This window comes from Nonomuraea sp. NPDC003201 (genome assembly GCF_053590415.1).
On record NZ_JBSFTC010000187.1, the window covers coordinates 1 to 22386 of the forward strand.

A 22386-nucleotide genomic window follows, 5' to 3' on the forward strand; every position below is an offset into this window, starting at 1 on the left:
GGGCCCTCGCTGAAGAGGGCGCTGAGGACGCCGGTGGTCGCCAGCAGGCCGAAGGCCGTGAAGACGCCGCCGAGGAGGTTGAGCGTGATCGTGGCCAGGGTGTCGCGCGGGCTCGCGCCCCAGGCCATGCGCATCGCCTGTGTCACGAGCGACGGCAGCCGCCTGGCGATGGTCAGGAAACCGACCTCCGCCATCTTGTCGTTGTGAACATTCCAGGTGGGGGTGGCGATCTCGCCGAGTTCGAGAGGCTCATCCTGCATGCTCTGAGTATGCGTTCGGCCACTGACAGTTTTCATTCGGCTGCTCTCCGCGATGGCCAGGGCCCGCACGCCATATCACCGCGATAGGGGCAATCTGGTACCTCTCCCGGAGCCGGAGTGCGTGCATACCGTGGCGGCACCCCCAACTCCCGGAGGAGGCTCCGTGCCCAGACCCCTTCGTCTCGCGCTCTCCCTCTTACTCGGCCTCACGTTCCTGCTCGTCACCGCGCCCGCGCAGGCCGCGGCCCTGGTCAGGGTCGTCAGGTACGACGCGAGCAGGGCGGCCGAGTTCGTGTCCGTGGTGAACCAGGCGGCCCAGCTCTGGAACTCCAGCGTCGTCAACGTCCGGCTCGTCCAGGGAACGCCCGCCGACTTCGTCGTGTACGCCGACAACGGCTGGCCGCGCGCGCTGCCCACCAGCCTGGGCCGCGGCACGGTCTGGATCGGCCGGCAGGCCACCGCGCAGGGCTACAACCCGCTGCGCATCTCCACCCACGAGATCGGCCACATCCTGGGCCTGCCCGACCGGCGCACCGGGCTGTGCTCCGACCTGATGTCGGGGTCGAGCGCGCCCGTGAGCTGCACCAACGCGAACCCGAGCGCCGCCGAGCGGGCCGAGGTCGACCGCAACTTCGCCGGAAGCGCGCCGCAGGTCGAGTTCGGTCAGCTGCACGTCGACCGCTGACCTCTCCCGGGTGACGGCGGACGCACCGGCCCCGCCGTCACCCGCACGCGTAGCCGGACATGCCGGGTCCGCCGTCACCCACAGGCGCAGCCGGACATGCCGGGTCCGCCGTCACCCACACGCGTAGCCGGACGGCAGGCGGGTGTCGCCGTTCGGGCGACTGGCCTGGAAGCCGAACGACGTGCTCGCCCCCGGCGCGAGCGAGCCGTTGTGCGCGGCGTTGCGGGCGGTGACGGCCTGGCCGGACGTGGTCATCGTGACGTTCCACGACCCGGTGACCGCGTGCCCGGGCGGCAGCGTGAACGTGACGCCCCAGCCGGTCAGGGACGTGGTGCCGGTGTTGGTCACCGTGACCTGGATGACGTACCCGGTGCTCCACTGGCTCTGCACGGTCGCGGCGGCCGTGCAGCCGCCCGTCTGGCCGCCGCCGGACGTCGTCACGCTCACCGTTCCCGAGCGCGGCGAGCGGTTGCCCGCCGCGTCCCTGGCGTACACGGCGAAGGTGTACGACGTGCCCGCCGCCAGCCCCGTGACGGTGACCGAGGCCGTCGCGCTCGTGGCCGCGGCCGTCTCCGTCGAGCCCTGCACGCGCACCACGTCGTACCCGGTCACCCCCACGTCGTCACTGGAGGCGGCCCAGGTCAGGGTCGCGGACGAGGAGGTGACCGCGGAGGCCACGGGCGTGCCGGGCGCGGTGGGCGGGGTGGAGTCCCCCTGCCCGTACGTCAGACCGAACCCGTACGGGAACAGCGGCGTCTTCCCGTCCCCGGAGTTGATCGGCTGCTGGGACGCGCTGCTCATCCAGGTCACCGGCAGCTTGCCGGTCGGCGGGACGGTCCCGAACAGCACGTCCGCCACACCCTGCCCCTCTGTGCCCGGCAACCAGGCGGCGACCAGCGCGTTCCAGCCGGACAGCTGGGAGGCGACGTCGAGGGGGCGGCCCGAGACCAGCACCACGACGACCGGGACGCCGGACGCGCGCAGGTTCGCGATGGTGTTGAGGTCCACGGCGTCCAGGCCCAGGCTGCCGGGCCGGTCGCCCTGGCCCTCGGCGTACGGCGGCTCGCCGACCACCGCGACGGCGACGCGGTAGGAGGAGTCGATGCCGGTGCCGTCCTGGCTGTAGGTGACGGTCGTGCCGGAGCCCGCGCCGTTCCTGATGCCCTGCAGGATGGTGGTGCCGGGGGTGATGTTGCCGGACGAGCCCTGCCAGGAGATCGTCCAGCCGCCGCTCTGGTAGCCGATGTTGTCCGCGCTCCGGCCCGCCACGAAGATCTTGCCGCTACGGGCGAGCGGCAGCACGTTACCGGCGTTCTTCAGCACGACCTGCGACTTGGCGACCGCCTCGCGGGCCAGCGCGCGGTGCGCGGCGCTGCCCACGGTCGAGGTGTACGAGCGGTCCGTCAGCGGCTTCTCGAACAGCCCGAGCTCGAACTTCTTGGTGAGGATGCGCCGTACCGCGTCGTCGATCCTGGCCGTGGTCACCCGGCCGGCCTGGACCTCGGCCCGCAGCAGGTCGATGAACTGCCGCCAGGCCGTGGGGACCATCACCATGTCGATGCCCGCGTTCACGGCGGTGCGCACGTCGAGCGCGGACGTGCCGGGGGCGCCGTCGATCTGGTCGATGCCGTTCCAGTCGGAGACCACGAACCCGGAGAAGCCCAGCTCGCCCTTGAGCACCGTGGTGATCAGGTACTGCTGCCCGTGCAGCCTGGCGCCGTTCCAGCTGCTGAACGAGATCATCACCGAGCCGACCCCGCGCTCCACCGCGGCCCTGAACGGCGGCAGGTGGATCGCCCGCAGGTCGGCCTCGGACAGCTGGGTGTCGCCCTGGTCCACGCCGCCCGTGGTGCCGCCGTCGCCGACGTAGTGCTTGGCGGTGGCGAGCACGGACGCGGGGCCGTTCAGCGTGGCTCCCTGAAGGCCCGTCACGATCGTGGCCATGGACGAGGGCAGTTCCGGCGTCTCGCCGAACGACTCGTACGTGCGGCCCCATCGGTCGTTGCGGGCCACGCACAGGCAGGGGGCGAAGTCCCAGTCGACGCCGGTGCCCGACACCTCCTCGGCCACCGCCCGGCCGATGCGCTCGACGAGGGCGGGGTCCCGGGTGGCGCCGAGGCCGATGTTGTGCGGGAAGATCGTGGCGCCGACGACGTTGTTGTGGCCGTGCACGGCGTCCGCCCCGTAGAGGATGGGGATGCGGAGCGGCGTGGCCAGGGCCGCGTTCTGGTATCCGTCGTACATGTCCGCCCAGGACGCGGCCGTGTTGGGCGACGGCGCGGAGCCGCCACCCGACAGCACCGAGCCGAGCCGGTACGTGGTGACCTCGGAGTTGCTGACCGAGCCGCGCTCGGCCTGGGTCATCTGGCCGAGCTTCTCGTCCAGCGTCATCCTGGACATGAGGTCGGCCACCCGGGTGGGCACCGGAAGGCTCGGGTCCTGGTAGGGGGCGGCCGCGGCGGACGCCCGGGGAACGACCAGTCCGGCGGCGACGAGCAGCGGCACGGCCGCCCTGATCGCCCACTGTCTGCTGCTCATGGCACGTCCAGGGGTTGTGGGCCACAATTGGGAGCGCTCCCACAACTCTAGGACACGCCGCTGCCGCCGCCCAGGGCCCAGCCCGTACTCACAACCCTCAACAGCGCAAACGGGGTGAAAGTTTCACCCCTGCTTACGGGCGAACGGCGGCGGCGCGGACGGGTCCTGCAGCGGACCGCTGAGCTGGATGTTGGCGATCACCCAGCGCTCACCCTGCTTGACGGCGACCAGGGTCAGCCGGAACGAGTCGTCGACCTCGTGTCCTCTGACCGAAGTGCGCTGCTCCTGCACGCCGCCCACGATCGCGGTGTCGCCGTGGAGGCGCACCTGCGGGTCGAGGATCTCGAAGTGGTGGTTCTTCAGGTCGCCCCGGTGCCGGTCCGCCCACTGCCGTCTGTCCAGCTTGAACCCCACGGGGCCGATTCCCGCGAAGTCCTCGCCGAGGAGGCCGTCGAAGGCGTCCGCGTCACCGTCGAACTCGGCCCGCGCCCAGCGGCGGACGAGGTCGAGCACCTGCTCCTGACTGCTCATGATCTGCCCCTCTCTTAACCGGGGAGAATATCCCCACTTAAATCTGGCAGATACCGGCAACTGGCACAACCCCAACCGGGGAGTTTTCCCCCATATGCTGGTGAGTGTGATGACCAAGCCCATGCGGGCCGACGCGCGGCGCAACCTGGAGCAGATCCTGCTCGCCGCCCGCGACATGGTCGCCGAGCGCGGCCCCGACGTCCCGCTCGACGACATCGCCCGGCGTGCCGGGGTCGGCAGCGCCACGCTCTACCGCCGCTTCCCCGACCGCGACGCCCTGCTCCGCGCGGTCGCGCTCGACGCCCTGACCAGGACGGCCGCCGCGGCCAGGGCGGCGGCCGAGGAAGAGCGCGACCCGTTCGAGGCGCTGGCGCGCTACCTGCGCGCGGCGCTCGAACTGCGCGTCTCGGCCGTGCTCCCGGCCCTGCTCGACGCGGTGGACCCGGCGAACGACCCGCTGCTGGCACCCGTGCGCGAGGAGTCCGCACGGACGATACGCCGGATGATCTCCGACGCCCACGCGGCGGGCACGCTGCCGGAGGGTGTCACGTTCATGGACATCACGACCATGCTCGTACGGATCTCCCGCCCCCTCCCCGGGCCGCTCCCGGACGAGGCCAAGCACGCGCTCGCCCGGCGCCACCTGGAGCTGTTCATCCACGGCCTCCGGGCCATGGGGGCGGCGTGAAACTTTCATCGCGGCTTTACCGGCTGTGAGGTTGTGCAGATAATACCCGGAGGAAAGCGCTTTCCGACGACCTTTGGAGGCACCCGGCAGACGGAGAGCACTATGCCCTTCACCTCGTTACGCACCCCACGCTGGACGGCCGTCCTCGTGGCGGCCGCGATCGCCGTACCGTCGATGCGGGCCGTTCCCGCGCAGGCGGTCGCCGCCGACGGACCGACCGGTTTCGCGGCCGTCAACGCCCTCGGCCAGAACGGCACCACCGGCGGCGCCGGCGGCAGGACCGTCACCGCCACGAACGCCGCGCAGTTCCTCGAGTACATCGACAGCCTCGAACCCCTGGTCATCCAGGTGTCAGGCACGATCTCGATCACCAGCAAGCAGGGGGTGCGACCCAACAAGACCATCGTCGGCGTCGGCACCACCGGCCACATCACCGGCGGCGGGCTGGACTTCTACCGCTCGTACAACGTGATCGTGCGCAACCTCCGCTTCACGAACGCCGAGGACGACGCGGTCAACATCGGCCAACAGTCCCACCACATCTGGATCGACCACAACACGTTCTCCGGCGCGGTGGACGGGTCCGTGGACATCGTCAGAGGCGCCGACTACATCACCGTCTCCTGGAACCACTTCGACCATTCCGACAAGTCCATGCTGATCAGCCACTCCGACGGCGCCGCCGGCACGGACGTCGGCCACCTCAAGGTGACCATCCACCACAACTTCTTCGACCAGAGCCGCCAGCGGCATCCGCGCATCAGGTTCGGGGAGCCGGTGCACGTCTACAACAACTACTTCCTGGGCAACGAGCTGTACGGGGTGGCCTCCACCGAGAACGCCGGGGCCGTCGTCGAGGGCAACTACTTCGAGAACGTGGCGCGCCCGCTCTACTCGGCGAGCGGATACGGTGACAGCGGCCCCGGCCGGGCCGTCCAGCGCAACAACGTCTTCGTGAACTCCGGCACGCCCGAGACCGCCGGATCCGTCGTCGAGCCGGGCACGTACTACGGCTACACGGTCGACCCGCCGCAGAACGTCCCGGCGGCGGTCCGGGCCGGGGCGGGCTACGGCAAGATCACCCCTCTGGCGGCGACCCCTCTCTACGTCGCCACCAACGGGAACGACGCCAACCCGGGCACTCTCGACCGTCCGCTCGCCACCATCCAGCGGGCCGTCGACCTCGCCCAGCCCGGCACGGTCATCTCCGTACGCGGCGGCACGTACGCGCTCACGTCCAACGTCCAGATCACGAAGAGCGGCACCTCGTCCAGCCCCATCACGCTGGCCGCGTACGGCACGGAACGGGTCCTGATCGACGGCGAGGCCCTGCCGAACACGCCCGCCCCGGTCGGCGGCAGCATCCCCAACGCGCAGCGCGGAGCCATCCACATGGAGGCCTCCTACTGGCGCATCACCGGGCTGGAGATCGCCAACGGTCCGTACGGGATCTTCTGCCGGGGCTGCAACAACAACGTCTTCGACCGGCTCGTCACCCGCGACAACTACGAGAGCGGCCTGCACATCCAGGCCGCCTCCGGCAACAACCTCATCCAGAACCTCGACAGCTACGGCAACCGCGACCCGCGCAAGAACGGCGAGAGCGCCGACGGCCTGGCCATCAAGGAAGGCAGCGGCACCGGGAACGTGGTGCGCGGGGCCCGGCTGTGGAACAACTCCGACGACGGGTTCGACGCCTGGGAGTTCCTGTCGCCGATCCGCATCGAGAACAGCGTCGCGTACGGCAACGGCTTCAACCGCTGGAACCTGCCCGACTACACCGGCGACGGCAACGGCTTCAAGCTGGGCGGCGGCGACGAGGACCTGCCGGCCGCGCACGTCGTCAGCAACAGCATGGCCTTCCGGAACGCGGTGGGCGGGTTCATCGACAACGCCAACCCCGGGGCGCTGTCGCTGACCCGCAACACGGCCTGGCGCAACGGCGGGACCGGCTTCGACCTCTCCGACGCCGACGGCACCCTCACCCGCAACCTGGCCGCCACCAACGCCAAGGCGGTCGACCTGGGCTCGTCGTCGTCGGGCAGCGGCAACTCCTGGGACCTCGGCGGCACCTGGGACGACAGCTCCCTGACCAGCACCGACCCCGGCACCCTGACCGGCCCTCGCCGCCCGGACGGCTCCATCCCCTCCTCCACCTTCCTCCGCCCCAAGAGCGGCACCGACGTCGGCGCCCGCCTCTGACCTCCACTTCCGCCGCCGGGCCCACCACGCGCCCGGCGGCGGCACGGGGCGTCGGACGGGGACGGGCGGCGAGGACGGGGCGGCGGGGAGGCAAGGCGGTGTGGGGACGGCGCGGAGCGGGGAACGGTGCGGGGACGGTGCAGGACGGTCGGGGCGCCGGGCGGAGATGACGCTAGGCAGGGACGGCGCGACCCGGGGAGAGGACCGTGAACGCGGCGGTTATCCAACCCTCTTTCCTGACAAGATCCCGCCCTGTATGTTCGATCCGAAAGAAAGTTTCACCCATGGAGGAACGTTGGGCAAGAAGCTTCACATTCTGGCATTACCGATCGCCGCCGCGGCCCTGGCGCTGACGGCCGTTCCCGCGCAGGCGGCCGACGGCTATGACCGTTGCCCCACCAACTACTACTGCCTGTTCTCCGGCCTGGACGGCACCGGCGACATCGTCCAGATCCAGAGCAACACCCCCGATCTGGCCGCCCTCAACATGGCCGACCGCGCCAAGTCCGACTGGAACCGCACGGGATCGACCATCCACCTCTACTCAGAGGCGAACTACGGCGGATGCTCGGCCGTGACCAGTGCCGGCGGGAAGGGCAACTTCTACACCCCGTTCCGCGACTTCTTCAACTCCGTCCGTTTCGACGGCCCGAACGGCCCGTCGTGCTTCCCCCCTGAGGGGGCGACCGTCAAGGCGGCACAGGCCGACTCGCACGGCTGATCACGGCCTGAGCGCCGCCAGAAAGCGGTCGGCCTCCGCGGCGAGCCGCGGCAGGTCGGCCGCCGGGTCGGCGGAGCGGGCCAGCAGCATGCCGCCTTCGCACAACGCGCCGAAGACGAGCTGCGCACGCATGGAAAGGTCGCCGTCGGCCGCATCCCCAACCCCAGCGTCGCCGTTGGCCTCGCGCCCGTTCACCGAGTCGCCGTTGGGCGGCCGTTCGGCCGCTGTGGCCAGGTGGAGGCCGGTGAGCAGGACCCGTAGCGTGTGGGCGTACTCGATCTCGCGGACCGTCTCCCACCCCAGCACCGACGGCGCGTCGAGCAGGACGATCTGCCGGAACCCCGGATCGAGGCAGCGTTCGAGGAAGGTGCGGCAGCCGCGCCGCAGCGCCGCCCACGGGTCGGACTCCGACAGGGCCGCCTGCTCCAGCGCGGCGGCGACCTCCTCCTGCTCCCCCACGAACGCCGCCCGAAATAGCGCGACCTTTCCGTTGAAGTGGTGGTAGGCCGCCCCCTTGGTCACCCCGGCCTCGGCGGCCACCGCATCGATCGACGTGAGCGCGTAACCATGGGCCCCGAACAGCTCCCGCGCGGCCCGCACCAGCCGCCCCGTCGTCTCGTCCGATCGCTCAGCCTGGGTACGGCGGATCATCGTGCTCCCATTGACTTACATACTCGCGGTACGTAACTTCGAAGAACAGTTACGTACCGCCAGTATGAAACATGGAGGTGAGTCGTGTCCCCCTCGTCATCACCGCGCATCGCCGTCTACGGCGCCACCGGCCACACCGGGCGGCTGGTCGCGGCGGAGCTCGGCGCCCGCGGCAAGGAGGTCATCCTGGCCGGTCGCGACGGCGGGGCGCTCAAGGCCCTGTCCGACGAGCTCGGCGGGGCAGCCGTGCACCAGGCCGCGCTGGACGACCCCGCCGCGTTACGCGCGCTCGCGGAGCAGGCGACCGTGCTGATCCATTGCGCGGGCCCGTTCACGCACACCGGCAAGCCCGTGGCCACGGCGGCGGCCGAGGGCGGCTGCCACTACGTGGACCATGCCCTGGAGCAGCACCACACGAAGTGGATGTTCGACACGATGCAGGAGCCCGCGAGGAGAGCGGGCATCACCATGGTCACGGCGATGAGCTTCTACGGCGGGACGGGCGACCTGCTCGCCGCCGCCGTGGCCGACGGCCTGACGGACGTCGAACGGGTGATCGCCGCCTACGCGGTGTCCGGCTGGCGGCTGACCACGGGGGCCAAGCAGACCGCCGAGCTGCTGTTCGCCGACACCCGGCGCATCACCTACACCGACGGCGAGCAGCATGTCGGCTATGTCGAGCCGCGCAACGCCGTGTTCCCGTTCCCGCCGCCGCTCGGCCCGCGCACGATGATCGCCCCCGTCCCGTTCTCCGAGGTCGTCACGGTCCCCAGGCACGTACGCGCGCGAATGGTCGAGGCGCAGCTCACGGCGGACACGTTCCAGGAGGAGCAGGTGTTCAGCAGCGAGGACGCGGACGCCGAGACGCGGGCGGGCTCCGCGTTCACGGTCGCCGCCCAGGTGATCACCGCGGACGGCGGCAGGGCCGGGCAGGTCAGCGGGCGCGACCTGTGGCGCATGAGCGCGCTGACCTCGGTGGAGGCCGCCGTCCGCCTGGCCGCGGACCCGGGGAGTCCCGGCGTGTACGGCCCGGCCGAGGCGTTCCCGGCGGAGCCGTTCCTGCGCGATCTGGAGCGGCTCGGCCTGTTCACCCTCACCCTGCCGAAGCAGCCGGACAAGGAGGAGGAGCGATGATCCTGGTCACGGGAGCGGCCGGCGGCCCGCAGGGCTCGACCGGCCGGCACGTCACGAACCTGCTGCTGGAACGCGGTGAGGCGGTGCGCGCCTTCGTGCACTCCGACGACCACCGGGCCGAGGAGCTGCGCAAGCTCGGGGCCGAGGTGGTGGTCGGCGACCTCAGGGAGATCACGTCGGTACGGCCCGCCATGCGCGGGATCAGCAGGGCGTTCTTCACCTATCCGGTGACGGCGGGGCTGCTGGACGCGACCGGCGTGTTCGCCGCCGCGGCCAGGGAGGAGGGGGTGGCGCGTGTCGTCGAGGTGTCGCAGCTCGACGCGTCCCCCGGGGCCCTGACGCCGCGGATGCGCCGGCACTGGGTGGCGGAGCAGGTGTTCGACTGGGCCGGGGTGGGCGCGGTGCACCTGCGGGCCGCGGTCTTCTTCGAGAACCTGTCCGTCGCCGCCTCGGGCGGCACGCTGGCGCTCCCGCTGGGGCCGCGCGACACGCGGATCCCGCTGGTCGCGGGCGAGGACGTGGCCAGGGTCGCCGCCGGGCTGCTGCTCGACCCCGGACCCGCCGACCCGGTGTGCCTGGTGACCGGTCAGATGGCGACGATCGGCGAGGCGGCGGACGCGCTCGGGCTCTCGTACGCCGATCTGCCGCCCGAGGAGTGGGAGGCGCGGGCGCTGGGTGTCTACGGCGACCCGTACACGGTCGAGCATCTGACGCACCTGTGGGCGATCTTCCGCCTCATCGGCTCCGGCGACCACCCGCTCTACCGGGTCACCGAGAGCATCGAGCGCTACGGCGGCCGCCCGCCCATGACGCTGGACAAATGGGGAAACCCCCGGCCGAGGAGCGGCCGGGGGTTCCGTGCGGGCGGTGATCAGCCGGTGAAGCCGACCGCCGACCAGTCGTAGTACTTGTAGCCGCGAGCGCCGAAGTTGGCGAGCGTCTTCTTCGTCGCCCAGATCTCCGGGCGCTGGTACAGCGGGATGGTGTGCACCAGGTCCCAGATCATCTTGTCGGCGGCGTTCGCCAGCTCGTAGGCCTTGGTCTGGTCCGTCTCGTTCCCCACGGCCTCGATGGCCTTGTCGAGCTCCGGGTCGTTGCTCTTGGGGAAGTTGCTCTCGGAGCCGGTCTTGTAGATCTGCGGCAGGCCGCCGAGCGGCAGCGGCGTGCCGATCCACGTGAACGGCACCAGGTCGAAGTCGCCCTTGATGATGTAGTCGGTGAAGAACTTGTCAAGGGGGACCGGGCGGACCGTGATCTTGATCCCGGCCTCCTTGAGCATGGCCTGCGTGAGCTCGCCCTCCGTCTTCGCGACGGGGGTGTCCGCCGGGATGACGAAGCTCAGGTCGAACTCCTTGCCGTCCTTCTTCCGGTAGTCGCCTTCCTGCTTCCAGCCGGCCGCGTCCAGCAGCTGCTTGGCCTTGTCCAGGTTGTACTTGCCGATGTCGCCGGAGTTGTCGACGTAGGCCTTGTGGTTGTTCATGAAGACGTGGTTGCCGAGCGTCTGCAGCGGCCAGTCCATGTCCTTCAGGTCCGACTGCGTGATCACGTCACGGTTGATCGCGTACGCGACGGCCTGGCGGACGGACTTGTCCTTCAGGAGCGTGCTCTGGTTGTTGACCGTGATGTGCCGCCAGTTGGGGCTGAGCGCCTTGCGGATGTCCGAGTTGGGGACTTCCTTGGCGCGCTTCAGGTCGGCGGGGGCGCCGGCCGCGATGTCCGTGGCGTCGAGCTCGCCGTTGGCGAAGGCGTTCACCGCGGCGGCGGGGTCGCCGATCGTCCGGAAGATGAGCTTGTCGAGCTTGGCCTTCTTGCCCCACCACTTGTCGTCACGCACGAGGGTGAGCGTCTTGGTGCCCTCGTCGATCTTCTCGACCTTGAAGGGACCCGCGGTGACCGGGATCTTCTGCTTGTAGTCGTTCTCGTACTTGTCCGGGTCGATCATGTGCGCGGCGGGGAGAAGGTGGTTGGTTCCCCGGTTGAACAGACCCTGCCATTCCAGGTACGGCTTGGCGAAGGTGATGACGGCGACCTTGTCGGAGTCACCCTTGGCGACCGACTCGATCTTGTCCCAGCCGTCCGTGGAAGCCGGCTTGTACTTCTTGTCCTTGCCGTTGTTGATCTTCCACGCGGCCTCGAGGTCCTTCCACGTGATCGGCGTGCCGTCCGACCAGTTGGCCTTGTCGTTGAGCGTGTAGGTCACGACCTGCTTGCCCGAGGACGTGTCGCTCTTCACGTCGGTCACGTAGTCAGGGTTCGGCGTGAAGTTGGCCTTGTCGTCGGACAACATCAGCTGCGGCATGATCGGGTCGAGCATGTCCGCGGTGTCGGCCTGGTTGCCGTCGACGTGGTTGATGTTCCACTGGCTGGGCCACTGCCCGATGGGGAGGGTCAGCGTGCCGCCGTCCTTGACCTGGTCGTAGGCGACCGGGTTGATGCTGATCGACGGGGTCTCCGCCATCTTCTGCTGAGCCTGCTGCGACTGCTCGGCACTCGGCTTCTTGGCTGCACCGCCACCTCCGCCACAGGCCGCGACGGCCATGGCCAGGACTGCGATGCCCGCAGCCGCACGGTAACGAACCTTCACTTTTCCTCCTGATCGTCCGAGGCCGTGATGACCTCGATCTCCTCCGCGTAGTGGCAGGCGGCGCCGTGGTCAACGGCGTTCGCGAGCCGAGCAACCGAGGGCTCTTCGTCCACACACCGCCGTCGCTCCGCCTCGCTGAGCAGGGCGAACTTGGGGCAGCGAGTACGGAACCGGCATCCCGATGGCGGGTCGGCCGGGCTGGGCAGGTCGCCTTCTAGCAGGATCCGCTTCCGGGTTCGCTCCATTTCGGGGTCCGGCAGCGGGATCGCCGACAGCAGCGCCTGCGTGTAGGGGTGGGCTGGGTGGTCGTAGACGTTCTCGACCGTGCCGATCTCGGCGATCCTGCCGAGATACATGACGGCGACCCGGTCGGCCAGGTGCCTGACCACCGCCAGGTCGTGGGCCACGAACAGGTACGACAGCCCCAGTCTGTTCTTCAGCTCCTCCAGCAGGTTGATCACACCCGCCTGGATGGAGACGTCGAGCGCCGACACCGGCTCGTCCAGCACCAGCAGCTTCGGCTCCAGCGCGAGCGCGCGGGCGATGCCGATGCGCTGGCGCTGACCGCCGGAGAACTGCTGCGGATAGCGATCGGCGTGCTCCGGCGACAGCCCGACCAGTTGCAGCAGCTCGGCGACCCGGGCGTCCACGTTCTTCCGGCCGTGCGCGCGCAGCGGCTCGGCGATGATGGCGCTGACCGGCATGCGCGGGTCCAGGGCGGCCATCGGGTCCTGGAAGACGATCTGCAGGTCGCGCCTGAGCGCCTTGCGCGCCCCGGAGTCGATCTTGGCGCTGTCCTTGCCGAGCACCACGACCCGCCCGCCCTGCGGCGGCTGGAGCTGCATGATCTGCTGGAGCGTGGTGGTCTTGCCGCAGCCGGACTCGCCGACCAGGGCCAGCGTCTCGCCCTCGGCGATGTCGAAGCTGATGCCGTCCACAGCGAACACGGTGCCGACGCGGCGCTTGAAGACCGCGCCCTTCATCAGCGGGTAGTGCTTGATCATGTCGTCGAGTTCGAGCACCGTGTCGCGCTCGGCGCGCGGCACGCGTACCACGTCGCTCGGCGGGATGACCGGCACGGGGAACACGTCGGCCCCGGTCAGGCCCTTGTGCTCGATCTCGTGCGAGCGGATGCACGCCACGTGGCGACCGCCGCCGAAGGGGGTCAGCGGCGGCTCCTCGTCGTCGCACATGTCCACCTTCATCGGGCAGCGCGGCGCGAAGGGGCAGCCCGGCGGCAGCGCCGACGGCGAGGGCGGGTTGCCCTCGATGGGCACGAGCGGCCCCTCCTCGCCGTCGATCCTGGGGATCGAGGCGAGCAGACCCATCGTGTACGGCATCCGCGGCCGGTAGTAGATGTCGTCCACCGGCCCCTGCTCGACCGGCTTGCCCGCGTACATGACCAGCACCCGGTCGGCCATGCCCGCGATGACGCCCAGGTCATGGGTGATCATCACGATGCCGGCGCCCGTCTCCCGCTGCGCGGTCTTGAGCACCTCCAGCACCTGCGCCTGGATGGTCACGTCGAGCGCGGTCGTCGGCTCGTCGCAGATCAGCAGGTCGGGGTCGTTGGCGATGGCCATGGCGATCATCGCGCGCTGCCGCATGCCGCCCGAGAACTCGTGCGGGAACGCCTTGGCCCGCAGGTTCGGGTTCGGGATGCCGACCAGGTCGAGCAGCTCGACGGCCCGCCTGGCGGCCTTGTCCTTGCCCATCTTCTGGTGGACACGCACGGCCTCGGCGATCTGGTCGCCGATCGTGTAGACGGGCGTGAACGCCGACAGCGGATCCTGGAAGATCATGCTGATCGCCTTGCCGCGTACCTTGATCAGCTCGTCCTCGTCCATGCCGAGCAGCTCGCGGTCGTGCAGCTTGACCGAGCCGCTGACCGCGGCGTTGCGCGGCAGCAGGCCCATGACCGCGAGCGAGGTCACGGACTTGCCGGAGCCGGACTCGCCGACGATGCCGAGCACCTCCCCGCGCTCGACCTCGTAGCTGACGCCGCGCACGGCCTCGATGCCGCCGGGGAAGGTGACGGTGAGGTCCTTGACCTCCAAGATGCTCACGAGTTGCTCCCCGGGTCGAGTGCGTCACGCAGGCCGTCGCCGATCAGGTTCACGGCGAGCACCATGGCCACCAGCAGGCCGGCCGGGAAGACGAACAGCCATGGATAGCCGGTGGCGTTGCGCGAGCCCTCCGCGATCAGCGTGCCGAGCGAGACGTCCGGCGGCTGGATGCCGAAGCCGAAGAAGGACAGCGCCGCCTCGCCGATGATCGCGCCACTGACATTGAGCGTGGCGTCGATGATCAGCAAGGAGGACAGGTTGGGGACGATGTGCCGGAAGATGATCTTCCAGCGCGGAATGCCCATGTAGACGGCTGCCAGGACGTACTCCCGCTCGCGGAGCGCGAGCGTCATGCTCCGCACCACCCGGGAGGTGATCATCCAGGAGAACGCGGCGAGCAGCACCACGAACCACAGCCAGGTGGCGTCCTTCAGCCTCGGCGAGACGATCGCGATGATCAGGAAGCTCGGGAGAACCAGCAGCAGGTCGACCCACCACATGAGCAGCCGATCGGCCCAGCCGCCGAAATATCCGGCGAACGCGCCCACGACCGCGGCCAGTCCGGTGGCGATCAGCGCGACCAGCAGGCCGATGATGATCGACTTCTGCATGCCGCGCAGCGTGACCGCGTACATGTCCTGGCCGATCGAGGTGGTGCCCCACCAGTGGTCGGCGTCGGGAGCCGACAGGAAGGCCATGAAGTCCTTGTCCGTCCAGTCGTACGAGCCGAAGTAGGGGCCGACGTACGCCAGCAGGACCAGCGCAAACAGGGCGACGATGCCGTAACGCGCCTGCTTGTTGCGGAACAGGCGCCGCAGGACGACTTTCGAACGCATCTCAGCTCACCCGCACCCGAGGATCGAGGGCCGCGACCAGCACGTCGGACAGGAACGCGGCGAACAGGACGCACACGGCGGTGAAGAAGGTCACCGCGGCGACGGAGTTGACGTCGTTCGAGTTGACCGACTCGACCAGCCAGGCGCCCATGCCGTGCCAAGCGAAGATCTTCTCGGTGAACGTGGCACCGGTGAACATCGTGCCGAACGCGAAGGCGAAGTACGTGGCGGAGGGGATCAGCGCGGTGCGCAGCGCGTGCTTGGTGAGCGCGGTCCTGCGCCGCAGGCCCTTGGCCATCGCCGTGCGGACGAAGTCCTGACCCAGCACGTCGAGCATCATGTTGCGCTGGATGCGGCTGTAGAACGCGATCGAGCCGAGGCTGAGCGAGATCGTGGGGAGGATCAGGTGGTTCAGCCGGTTGAGGAACAGGTCCCAGCCCGCCAGCTTCGGGTTGTACTCGCCGGTGTACTCGATCAGCGTGAACCCGAGCCCGTCGTTGAGGCTGTACGTCGCGATGGCCAGCACCGTGGCCAGCACGAACACCGGAATCGCCATGATCACGAAAGAGCTGACGCCTATTAACCGGTCGCTGAACTTGTACTGCTTCACCGCCGAGATCGCACCCAACGCCACGCCCACGGCGAAGCCCACCAGCGTGCCGATGAGCAGCAGCCGGAGGCTGACGAAGATCCGGCGGCCCATCTCGTCATTGACCGAGCCGCCGTTCCAGGTCTTGCCGAAGTCGCCCGTGATGACGCCCTTCGCCCAGGTCCCGTACCGCACGAGCACCGGGACCTTGTCGTTCATGTTGTAGGCGTCCAGCGTGGAGTCGATCACCGACTCGGCGATGGGAGGTTGGCGGGCCTGGTACGCGGCTCGCGGGTTCATGGTGGTGGCCGCGAGCATGTACGCGAGACTCGCCGCGATGGCGACCAAGACCACATTTATTGCCAACCTGCGGAGCAGGTACTTGCCCATTACTCTCCGTTCGCGCTGACGGGGGGCGCGCACCTCCGGGCCGGAGTGGCGTCCCCGCAACGAAAACCCGTCTCGCGGCGCAAAAACCCCTTGCCACGAGATGGCGATCAACGCGCAGAATATAAGCAAAGATGTAACAGTCAGAAACCGTCCGACATAACGGTAAGGTCACTCGCAATAGATCAACATGACCGGAAGGGTCGCTTACCACACCCCCTCTGACCTGCGGAAACGTACCAATTTAGGCGGATTTTTGGGGACCCATCCGGGGGGTTGTGTCACGAAATCCGGACATAAATTGGCGACTACGCAAAGTGATCCACTTCACGTTGATCTCATCGTCAAGTGAGTTCGGACACCACCTTGACGACACCCCCGCACCCCCACTCGGGCGCTCCCCCAGCCCTCCGCCGCCGGCACCCCACCGACGATGGCCCGTACGAGGCGCGTCGCGCCCGGTCAGCGAGGGAGCACCACCGTCCCACGGCCCGCGAAAAGAGCCGTCCGCCTTCACCGTGGGCACCGGTTTACTCACCGAGAGAATTCGCAGTGCTGTGTCGAGTTGACGCCCTTTACAGCACCCCGGTCGCGAGGGATCATCTCTCTAGAGAGCTTGAGTCTGATTAGGCTGGACAGCCGGTTAGAGGGGCCTCTTGTCGGAAATTGTTGACCACGACCCCATTATCTCCCTCGCCTCTCCCGAACTCCTTGCCGACCCCTATCCCTGGTACGAGATCCTCCGCCGGGAACGACCCACCTTTTTCTACGACCGACTTAACTCATGGATTTTCAGCCGGTACGACGATTGCGTCTCCGTGCTGAAGGACAGCGCGAACTTCGCCGCCGACTGGCGCCGCGTCGGCGAGACGATGCCGCCGCGGGCGATCAACATGCCGACCCTGGACCCGCCGGAGCACACCGTGGTCCGCCGGTTCTTCATGGAGGCGCTGCGCGAGCAGGACCACCCGGCCCTGGAGCAGATGATCGCGCAGCACACGACCGAGCTGCTGGCCGATCTCGCGCGCCGCCCGTCGTTCGAGTTCCTCACGGAATTCGCCGAACCGCTGGCGCTGTCGACGACCTCCGCGTACCTGGGCGTGCCGATGCCGGATCCGGCCTGGGCCAGCCGGGCCGCCCGGGACATCGTCGCGGGGATGGACGCCGGGCTGTGGCCCGAGCGGGCGCGGCCCGTAATGGCCGCGCAGGAAGAGCTGGCCGTGCTGGTCGAGGGCTGGCTCGCCGATCCGCCGCCCTCCGGCGTCGTCGGCGCCATCGCGCGGCGGGCGGCCGGCAGCGGCGTGGACCCGGACATCGTCGCCAACACCGTGCGCGGGCTGCTGTTCAGCGGCTACAGCTCCGGCAGCAAGCTGCTCGGGCTGGTGGCGATCGCCCTGCTGCACCAGCGGGCCGGCGAGCTGGAGCGGTTCGGCGAGGCCGACACCGCACGCGCGGTGGACGAGCTGGTCCGCTACGCCTCCCCGATCCAGGCGGTCGCCCGCGCGTGCGTGCGCGACACCGAGGTGGGCGGGACCACGGTGCGCGCGGGGCAGGCCGTCACGCTGTTCCTGGGCGCGGCGAACCGGGACCCCACGCGGTTCCCCGACCCGGACACGGTGCGGCTGGACCGGCATCCCAATCCGCATCTCGGCTTCGGCCGGGGTCCGAAGTCCTGCCTCGGCTCCCCCTTTACAGCCATCTTCACCCGGGTGGCGCTCCGCGTCCTGGCCGAGAATTATCCGGGCATCAGGGCGCTCGGTGCGCCGACGTATTTCCCGAACCTGACCGCCCGCAGCATTGAGCGTTTCGGCGTTGCGCTTCGGTGAAGGAGGTTTACGTGCTGACGGTCGTCGGAGCATCGTTCGGGCGGACCGGGACCTCTTCGGTCCGATTAGCGCTGGAGACCCTCGGATTCGGCCCCTGCCATTACATGAAAGAGCTTTTCGCCGCCCCCGCGCATGCCCGGGAATGGCTCCGCGTCGCCGACGGCGGAAAACCCGACTGGAAACAGCTGCTCAATGGTTTCACCTCGACGATCGCCTGGCCGGCGGCATTCTACTGGCGGGAACTGGCCGCCGCCTTTCCCGAGGCGAAGGTCCTGCTGATCGTGCGGGATCCGGCTTCGTGGTACGCCAGCATGAGCCGCACCCTGTACCGCACCAGACCCGCCGCCCAGGAGATGGCCGTCCGGGACCAGGTCATCGAGAAGATCGTCTGGCAGGGGACGTTCTCCGGGCGGTTCGAGGACCGCGAGCACGCCATGGACGTCTACCGGGCCCATCTGGACGAGGTTCGCGCGGAGGTGCCGCCCGGCCGGCTCGTCGAGGTCGAGCCGTCGCATGGCTGGGAGCCGCTCTGCGCGGCCCTGGGAGTCGACGTGCCGGACCAGCCCTTCCCCGTGGCGAACACCACTGGCGATTATCTGCGCCGCGCCGAGCAGGCCGGGGTGCTCCCGCCACAATGAAAAAGGACAGGTAAGTGGCGCTCACCGTTTCATCCACCGCCGACCCGTACGGAGTGGTGGCAGCGCATTGGGACCACCTGCACGTGGGCCCGCGCTCAGCCGCGCTGGTCTCCTTCTTCGCCGACCTGGCCCCGCCCGGCGGGCACGCGCTGGAGATCGGCCCGGGTAGCGGCCGGATGACCCTGGCGGTGGCCGGGCGCGCGGCGAGCGTGCACTGCCTGGAGCCCTCCCCCGGGATGCGGGCGGTGCTCATGACCAAGCTGGCCGCGCGGCCCGACCTGCGGGACCGGGTGACCGTGCTGGCCGGCGCCGCGCCGGACTTCCCTCTCGACCGGCGCTTCGACTACGTCTACCTGGCCGCCGTGCTGCAGGACGTGCCGCCGCAGGCGCGCCGGCCGCTCTTCGCCGGCCTGGCCGAGCACCTCGCGCCGGGTGGCGTGCTGGTCATGGACATGGTGACGGACGAGGCCGTACCCGACCATCCCGAGCGTGAGCTGCGCGGCGCGCACCAGGGAGAGTGCCGCTACACCCTGTCGTCGGCCGTCCGGCCGCTCGGCCCCGACCTGGCCGGGGTGCGGCGCGTCTACCGCACCTACCACCGCGACACCCTGGTGGCCACGGAGACCGTGGAATGCGACTACCACCTCCATCGGCCCGCCGATGTGCTCGCCGACCTGCGTGCGGCCGGCCTGACCGCCGTGGGCGGCTCGGCCGTCGCCGGCGAGGTGACCCCGCTCGATGACAAGGGCACGCTGATCGCCCGGCTCTGAGCTCGAGGCCCCCGTGGACGTCCCGCGGCCACCTGCCAGGTTGCCGGGCGCCGTTCGGGCCTCGGAACCGTCCGCCGGACCTCGGCGGACGGCAGCGGCGAGTCAAGGAGGTGCGCCATGCGGTACTGGTACTGATCACTCACACCGTGGCCTGATCCTGCGTGATCAGGCCACGGCCTGGCCCGGGCAACGACACGAACGGGGGGTCATCCGATGCTCCAGTCCCACGACACCGAGGTGCTGGTCGTCGGGGGCGGCCTGACCGGGCTGTCCTGCGCGCTGTTCCTGGCCCGGCACGGCGTACGGTGCACGCTCGTCGAGCGCCACCCCGACCTGCTGAGCCACCCCAGGCAGCGCAGCCTGGTCCCGCGCCTGATGGAGATCTACCGGCAGGTCGGTCTGGAGTCCCGGATCCGGGAGAACCGGGTGGATTTCGCGAGCTCCGCGGAATACGTGGCCATCCGCGCGGAGACGCTGGCCAGTGCCCGGCATCTCCCCGTGGACCAGCAGGACGACGCCGCGCGAACCGCCGCCTTCAGCCCCTGCTCGGGCACCCCCATCGATCAGAACCGGGTGGAGGATCTGCTGCGGACCCGGGCGCGCGAGCTCGGCGCGCGGATCAGGTTCGGCACCGAGGTACGCGGCCTCACCCAGCACGAGGGCGGGGTGGAGGCGCACCTGCGCGATCTCGACGGCACCGGACATCGGCTCCTGGCCCGATATGTCGTCGCGGCCGACGGCGGGCGCAGCTCGGTCCGGGACGGGCTCGGCATCCCGATGGAGGGGCCGGTCGACTTCTTCCGCCTGCTGACGCTCATGGTCGAGGCCGACCTCCGTCCCGCGCTGGCCGGCCGTACCGTGCACATGGCCTTCCTCGAACGGCCCCGGCCGAGGACGTACCTGATGGCGCTGGACCGGACCGGCCAGCGCTGGGTCTTCGGCACCACGGACGATCCGGACGGCGCAGAGCCTGACGAGGACGAATGCGTCGAGCTGGTGCGCGCCGCCGCCGGCCTGCCTGAGGCGCGGGTGACGCTCCGGCCGCAGATACCCGGCACCGCCAGGACCGTCCTGCGCTTCGAGGTCGGCGCGGCCGTGGCGGCCGCCTATCGGAAGGGGCGGGTGTTCCTGATCGGCGACGCGGCGCACCTGATGCCGCCGACCGGGGGATTCGGCGGTGTCGTGGGCGTGGAGGACGCGCACAACCTGGCCTGGAAGCTGGCCGCCGTCGTCCATGGTCACGCCGGGGAGCGGCTGCTCGACACGTACGAGGACGAGCGCCGCCCGGTCGCGGAGTTCGCCCTGCGGCAGGCGCTCGCGCGCTACCGGTCCCGCCTGGAACGGCTGCCCGCGACCGATGAGGTGCCGGTGGACCGCTCGACCGTGATGATGGGACACCGCTACCGGTCGACGGCGGTGATCGGCGGCGCGAGCGGGGCGACCCCGCCGGTGGAGGTCTCCGGCCTGTGCGGAGAGCCCGGCACCAGGGCTCCGCACCTCCCGCTCGCCGGCTCCGGCGAGCGATCCACCATCGACCTGTACGGTGACCGTTTCGTCCTGCTGACCGGCCACGACGGCCAGGACTGGGTGACGGCGGCGGGCAAGCTGCCCATCCCGGTGACCGCCCGGCGGCTGGAGACCGACGGCGCGGCGGCGGCTCGGCACGGCCTCGGGCCGAGAGGGGCGGTGCTGGTGCGACCGGACGGGTTCGTGGCCTGGCGCAGCCCGGGACCGGCCGCGGATCCCGCCGCGGAACTGCTCGCGGCTCTCACCACCATCTTGTCCACGCCGCCCCCGGCGTAGTCACGGCATCCATTTGCCGCCCGCGACGTCGATCGTGAGCCCGGTGAGCCAGGACGAGGCGTCGGAGGCGAGGAAGGCCGTCACGTTCGCGACGTCCAGCGGGGTGCCGAGCCGCCCGAGCGGGTGCTCGGCCAGCATGCGCTCCTGGTACTCCCGCGGCATGCGCTCCGCCAGCCGGTCCGTCATGATCGTCGAAGGCGCGATCGAGTTGACCCGGATGCCGGTGGGGCCGAGCTCGTGCGCCAGCTGCCTGGTCAGCGCGATGATCCCGGCCTTGGCCACCGTGTAGGCCACGGAGGCGGAGGTCGCGGTGCGGGCCGCCAGCGACGACATCGTGATGATGGACCCGCTGCGCCGCTCTCTCATGCGCGGCAGGAAGCCCTTGATCACCAGGAACGTCGAGGTGAGGTTGGCGTGCATGGTGGCGTGCCAGTCCTCCTCGCTCGTCTGGTCGATCGGCCGCGGGACCCCGGTCCCGCCACCGGCGAAGATCGCCAGCACGTCCACGGGTCCGATCCTGCGCTCGACCTCCACCCGCATCTCCTCGACGGCGGCGAAGTCGGTGGTGTCGGCGGCGACGCCGAGCGCCCCGCCGCCGATGCTCTTCACGGCCGCCTCGATCGCGGCGGGGTCGCGCCCGTTCACGACGACCCGCATGCCCTGCTCGGCCAGCACCCGGGCCGTCTCCCGCCCGATCCCCCCGGAGCCGCCGGTGACCAGCGCTACCTTGCCCTGCAGATCCGGATACATCATGACTTCCACTCCCTCGCCTACTCGCGGCCGTCTCTCCGAACTCCACGGTGCCCTGCGCGGGGGGCTCAGGACATCAGGTGCTGGGCTCCTCCCGGACTGCGCCGTGAGGAGTGCACCGCGTACGCCGTCCATACTCCCGAAGTCGTACGCCGGAGACGACCGACACGACGGCACGCCCGTCGGTCAAGGTGGCGGCGTGCCGGCGGCGGCGCGGAGGAAGTAGTCGTCCCCGCCCACCTGGCCGCCCTTCAGCGCGACCTCGAGCCCGTCGCAGGCCGGGTCTCCGGAGGACAGCACGCACACGGGGCCACCCGCCGCCAGCGCGGCGACCACGTCCAGGGAGCGGGCGCCGAGCGCGGCCACGACCTGACCCGAGGTGTCGCCGCCCGCCACCACCAGCCGCCCGACCAGCCCGGCCCGGACGGCCACCGAGGCGATCCGCCCGAGGAGGCCCCCGATGGCCGCGGGGTCCCGGGCCGGGCCGCGGGTCGACTGGACGATCGTGTGGCACCCCTCCCCCAGGCTCTCCGCCACCTCGGCGAGGAGCCCCGCGAAGGAGCCTGTCGCGCCTCGAAGCCCGCTGAAGGCGTCCAGCACGCGCCATCCCGCCCGTTCGGCCACGTCGATCTGACGGGCGGTGATCGGAGAGCGGCTGCCCGACACGACCAGCACGGGGGCGGCGGGGCCGAGCGGCTCGGGCTCCCGCCGCAGCCCCGCACCGGCC

At 70.1% G+C, this 22386-nt stretch carries 19 protein-coding genes and 1 pseudogene; 10 read left to right on the forward strand and 10 right to left on the reverse strand.

Features of this window, described 5'->3' with window-relative positions; translation table 11 throughout:
• Positions 1-260 (reverse strand): annotated as a pseudogene (locus ACWDX9_RS41270) (ABC transporter ATP-binding protein); the annotation flags it as partial.
• A 163-nt stretch (positions 261-423) separates the two neighbouring features.
• Here ACWDX9_RS41270 and ACWDX9_RS41275 point away from each other — a divergent pair.
• Complete coding sequence (locus ACWDX9_RS41275) at positions 424-945, forward strand: snapalysin family zinc-dependent metalloprotease (protein WP_449964443.1); 522 nt, start codon at positions 424-426, stop codon at positions 943-945.
• Positions 946-1056: 111 nt separating this feature from the next.
• Here ACWDX9_RS41275 and ACWDX9_RS41280 read toward each other — a convergent pair whose 3' ends face one another.
• A complete protein-coding gene (locus ACWDX9_RS41280) occupies positions 1057-3483 on the reverse strand; it encodes a glycoside hydrolase family 3 N-terminal domain-containing protein (RefSeq protein ID WP_449964446.1) in 2427 nt (808 codons plus the stop codon).
• Between the two features lie 123 nt (positions 3484-3606).
• Positions 3607-4014, reverse strand: a complete 408-nt coding sequence (locus ACWDX9_RS41285) for a nuclear transport factor 2 family protein (protein ID WP_449964449.1) — start codon at positions 4012-4014, stop codon at positions 3607-3609.
• Between the two features lie 109 nt (positions 4015-4123).
• Between ACWDX9_RS41285 and ACWDX9_RS41290 the strand changes: the two genes are divergently transcribed.
• The 3 genes from ACWDX9_RS41290 (at position 4124) to ACWDX9_RS41300 (ending at position 7625) form a co-directional block, all read left to right on the forward strand.
• Entirely contained in the window at positions 4124-4702 is a 579-nt protein-coding gene (locus ACWDX9_RS41290) for a TetR/AcrR family transcriptional regulator (protein WP_449964484.1), read from the forward strand.
• Positions 4703-4804: 102 nt separating this feature from the next.
• Positions 4805-6904 (forward strand): pectate lyase family protein, encoded by a 2100-nt coding sequence (locus tag ACWDX9_RS41295; protein WP_449964451.1) that lies wholly within the window; start codon positions 4805-4807, stop codon positions 6902-6904.
• A 295-nt stretch (positions 6905-7199) separates the two neighbouring features.
• The gene (locus ACWDX9_RS41300) at positions 7200-7625 is read left to right on the forward strand and encodes a peptidase inhibitor family I36 protein (RefSeq protein WP_357744110.1); all 426 of its coding nucleotides are present in this window, start codon (positions 7200-7202) and stop codon (positions 7623-7625) included.
• On the opposite strand, the gene ACWDX9_RS41305 is transcribed toward ACWDX9_RS41300, so the two are convergent.
• Positions 7626-8276: a TetR/AcrR family transcriptional regulator gene (locus ACWDX9_RS41305; protein WP_449964454.1), complete on the reverse strand. Its 651-nt coding sequence runs from the start codon at positions 8274-8276 to the stop codon at positions 7626-7628.
• Between the two features lie 84 nt (positions 8277-8360).
• On the opposite strand from ACWDX9_RS41305, the gene ACWDX9_RS41310 reads away from it, so the two are divergent.
• Together ACWDX9_RS41310 and ACWDX9_RS41315 are read left to right on the forward strand one after the other, a co-directional pair.
• On the forward strand, positions 8361-9410 hold the full coding sequence (locus tag ACWDX9_RS41310) for a saccharopine dehydrogenase NADP-binding domain-containing protein (protein ID WP_449964457.1): 1050 nt from the start codon (positions 8361-8363) through the stop codon (positions 9408-9410).
• Positions 9407-10315: an NAD(P)H-binding protein gene (locus ACWDX9_RS41315; RefSeq protein ID WP_364255250.1), complete on the forward strand. Its 909-nt coding sequence runs from the start codon at positions 9407-9409 to the stop codon at positions 10313-10315. Before ACWDX9_RS41310 ends, ACWDX9_RS41315 begins: the two co-directional genes overlap by 4 nt.
• Here the strand turns inward: ACWDX9_RS41315 and ACWDX9_RS41320 are convergent.
• From ACWDX9_RS41320 to ACWDX9_RS41335, 4 genes are read right to left on the reverse strand one after another with little or no spacing between them, the layout of a single operon-like run.
• Positions 10282-11994 (reverse strand): ABC transporter family substrate-binding protein, encoded by a 1713-nt coding sequence (locus tag ACWDX9_RS41320; protein ID WP_449964460.1) that lies wholly within the window; start codon positions 11992-11994, stop codon positions 10282-10284. The genes ACWDX9_RS41315 and ACWDX9_RS41320 overlap by 34 nt on opposite strands.
• Positions 11991-14060 carry an ABC transporter ATP-binding protein gene (locus tag ACWDX9_RS41325; RefSeq protein ID WP_449964462.1) on the reverse strand — a complete coding sequence of 690 codons (2070 nt, stop codon included), beginning with the start codon at positions 14058-14060 and terminating at the stop codon, positions 11991-11993. The genes ACWDX9_RS41320 and ACWDX9_RS41325 overlap by 4 nt, the downstream gene beginning before the upstream one ends.
• Complete coding sequence (locus tag ACWDX9_RS41330; protein WP_364255241.1) at positions 14057-14896, reverse strand: ABC transporter permease; 840 nt, start codon at positions 14894-14896, stop codon at positions 14057-14059. The genes ACWDX9_RS41325 and ACWDX9_RS41330 overlap by 4 nt, the downstream gene beginning before the upstream one ends.
• Position 14897: 1 nt before the next feature.
• Complete coding sequence (locus tag ACWDX9_RS41335; RefSeq protein WP_449964465.1) at positions 14898-15875, reverse strand: ABC transporter permease; 978 nt, start codon at positions 15873-15875, stop codon at positions 14898-14900.
• 815 nt (positions 15876-16690) lie between these two features.
• Here ACWDX9_RS41335 and ACWDX9_RS41340 point away from each other — a divergent pair.
• The 4 genes from ACWDX9_RS41340 to ACWDX9_RS41355 all read left to right on the forward strand — a co-directional run bounded on the left by ACWDX9_RS41340 (position 16691) and on the right by ACWDX9_RS41355 (position 20909).
• Positions 16691-17698, forward strand: coding sequence for a cytochrome P450 (locus tag ACWDX9_RS41340; RefSeq protein ID WP_449964468.1), 1008 nt, complete (start codon positions 16691-16693; stop codon positions 17696-17698).
• An 11-nt stretch (positions 17699-17709) separates the two neighbouring features.
• Positions 17710-18336 (forward strand): sulfotransferase family protein, encoded by a 627-nt coding sequence (locus tag ACWDX9_RS41345; RefSeq protein ID WP_449964471.1) that lies wholly within the window; start codon positions 17710-17712, stop codon positions 18334-18336.
• A gap of 14 nt (positions 18337-18350) precedes the next feature.
• Positions 18351-19106 carry a class I SAM-dependent methyltransferase gene (locus ACWDX9_RS41350; RefSeq protein ID WP_449964474.1) on the forward strand — a complete coding sequence of 252 codons (756 nt, stop codon included), beginning with the start codon at positions 18351-18353 and terminating at the stop codon, positions 19104-19106.
• Positions 19107-19319: 213 nt separating this feature from the next.
• Positions 19320-20909 carry an FAD-dependent oxidoreductase gene (locus ACWDX9_RS41355; protein WP_449964477.1) on the forward strand — a complete coding sequence of 530 codons (1590 nt, stop codon included), beginning with the start codon at positions 19320-19322 and terminating at the stop codon, positions 20907-20909.
• Here the strand turns inward: ACWDX9_RS41355 and ACWDX9_RS41360 are convergent, their stop codons facing one another.
• Positions 20910-21662: an SDR family NAD(P)-dependent oxidoreductase gene (locus tag ACWDX9_RS41360; protein WP_449964480.1), complete on the reverse strand. Its 753-nt coding sequence runs from the start codon at positions 21660-21662 to the stop codon at positions 20910-20912.
• Positions 21663-21845: 183 nt separating this feature from the next.
• The coding region (locus ACWDX9_RS41365) for a nucleotide-binding domain containing protein (protein ID WP_449964483.1) at positions 21846-22386 on the reverse strand (541 nt) is incomplete at its 5' end.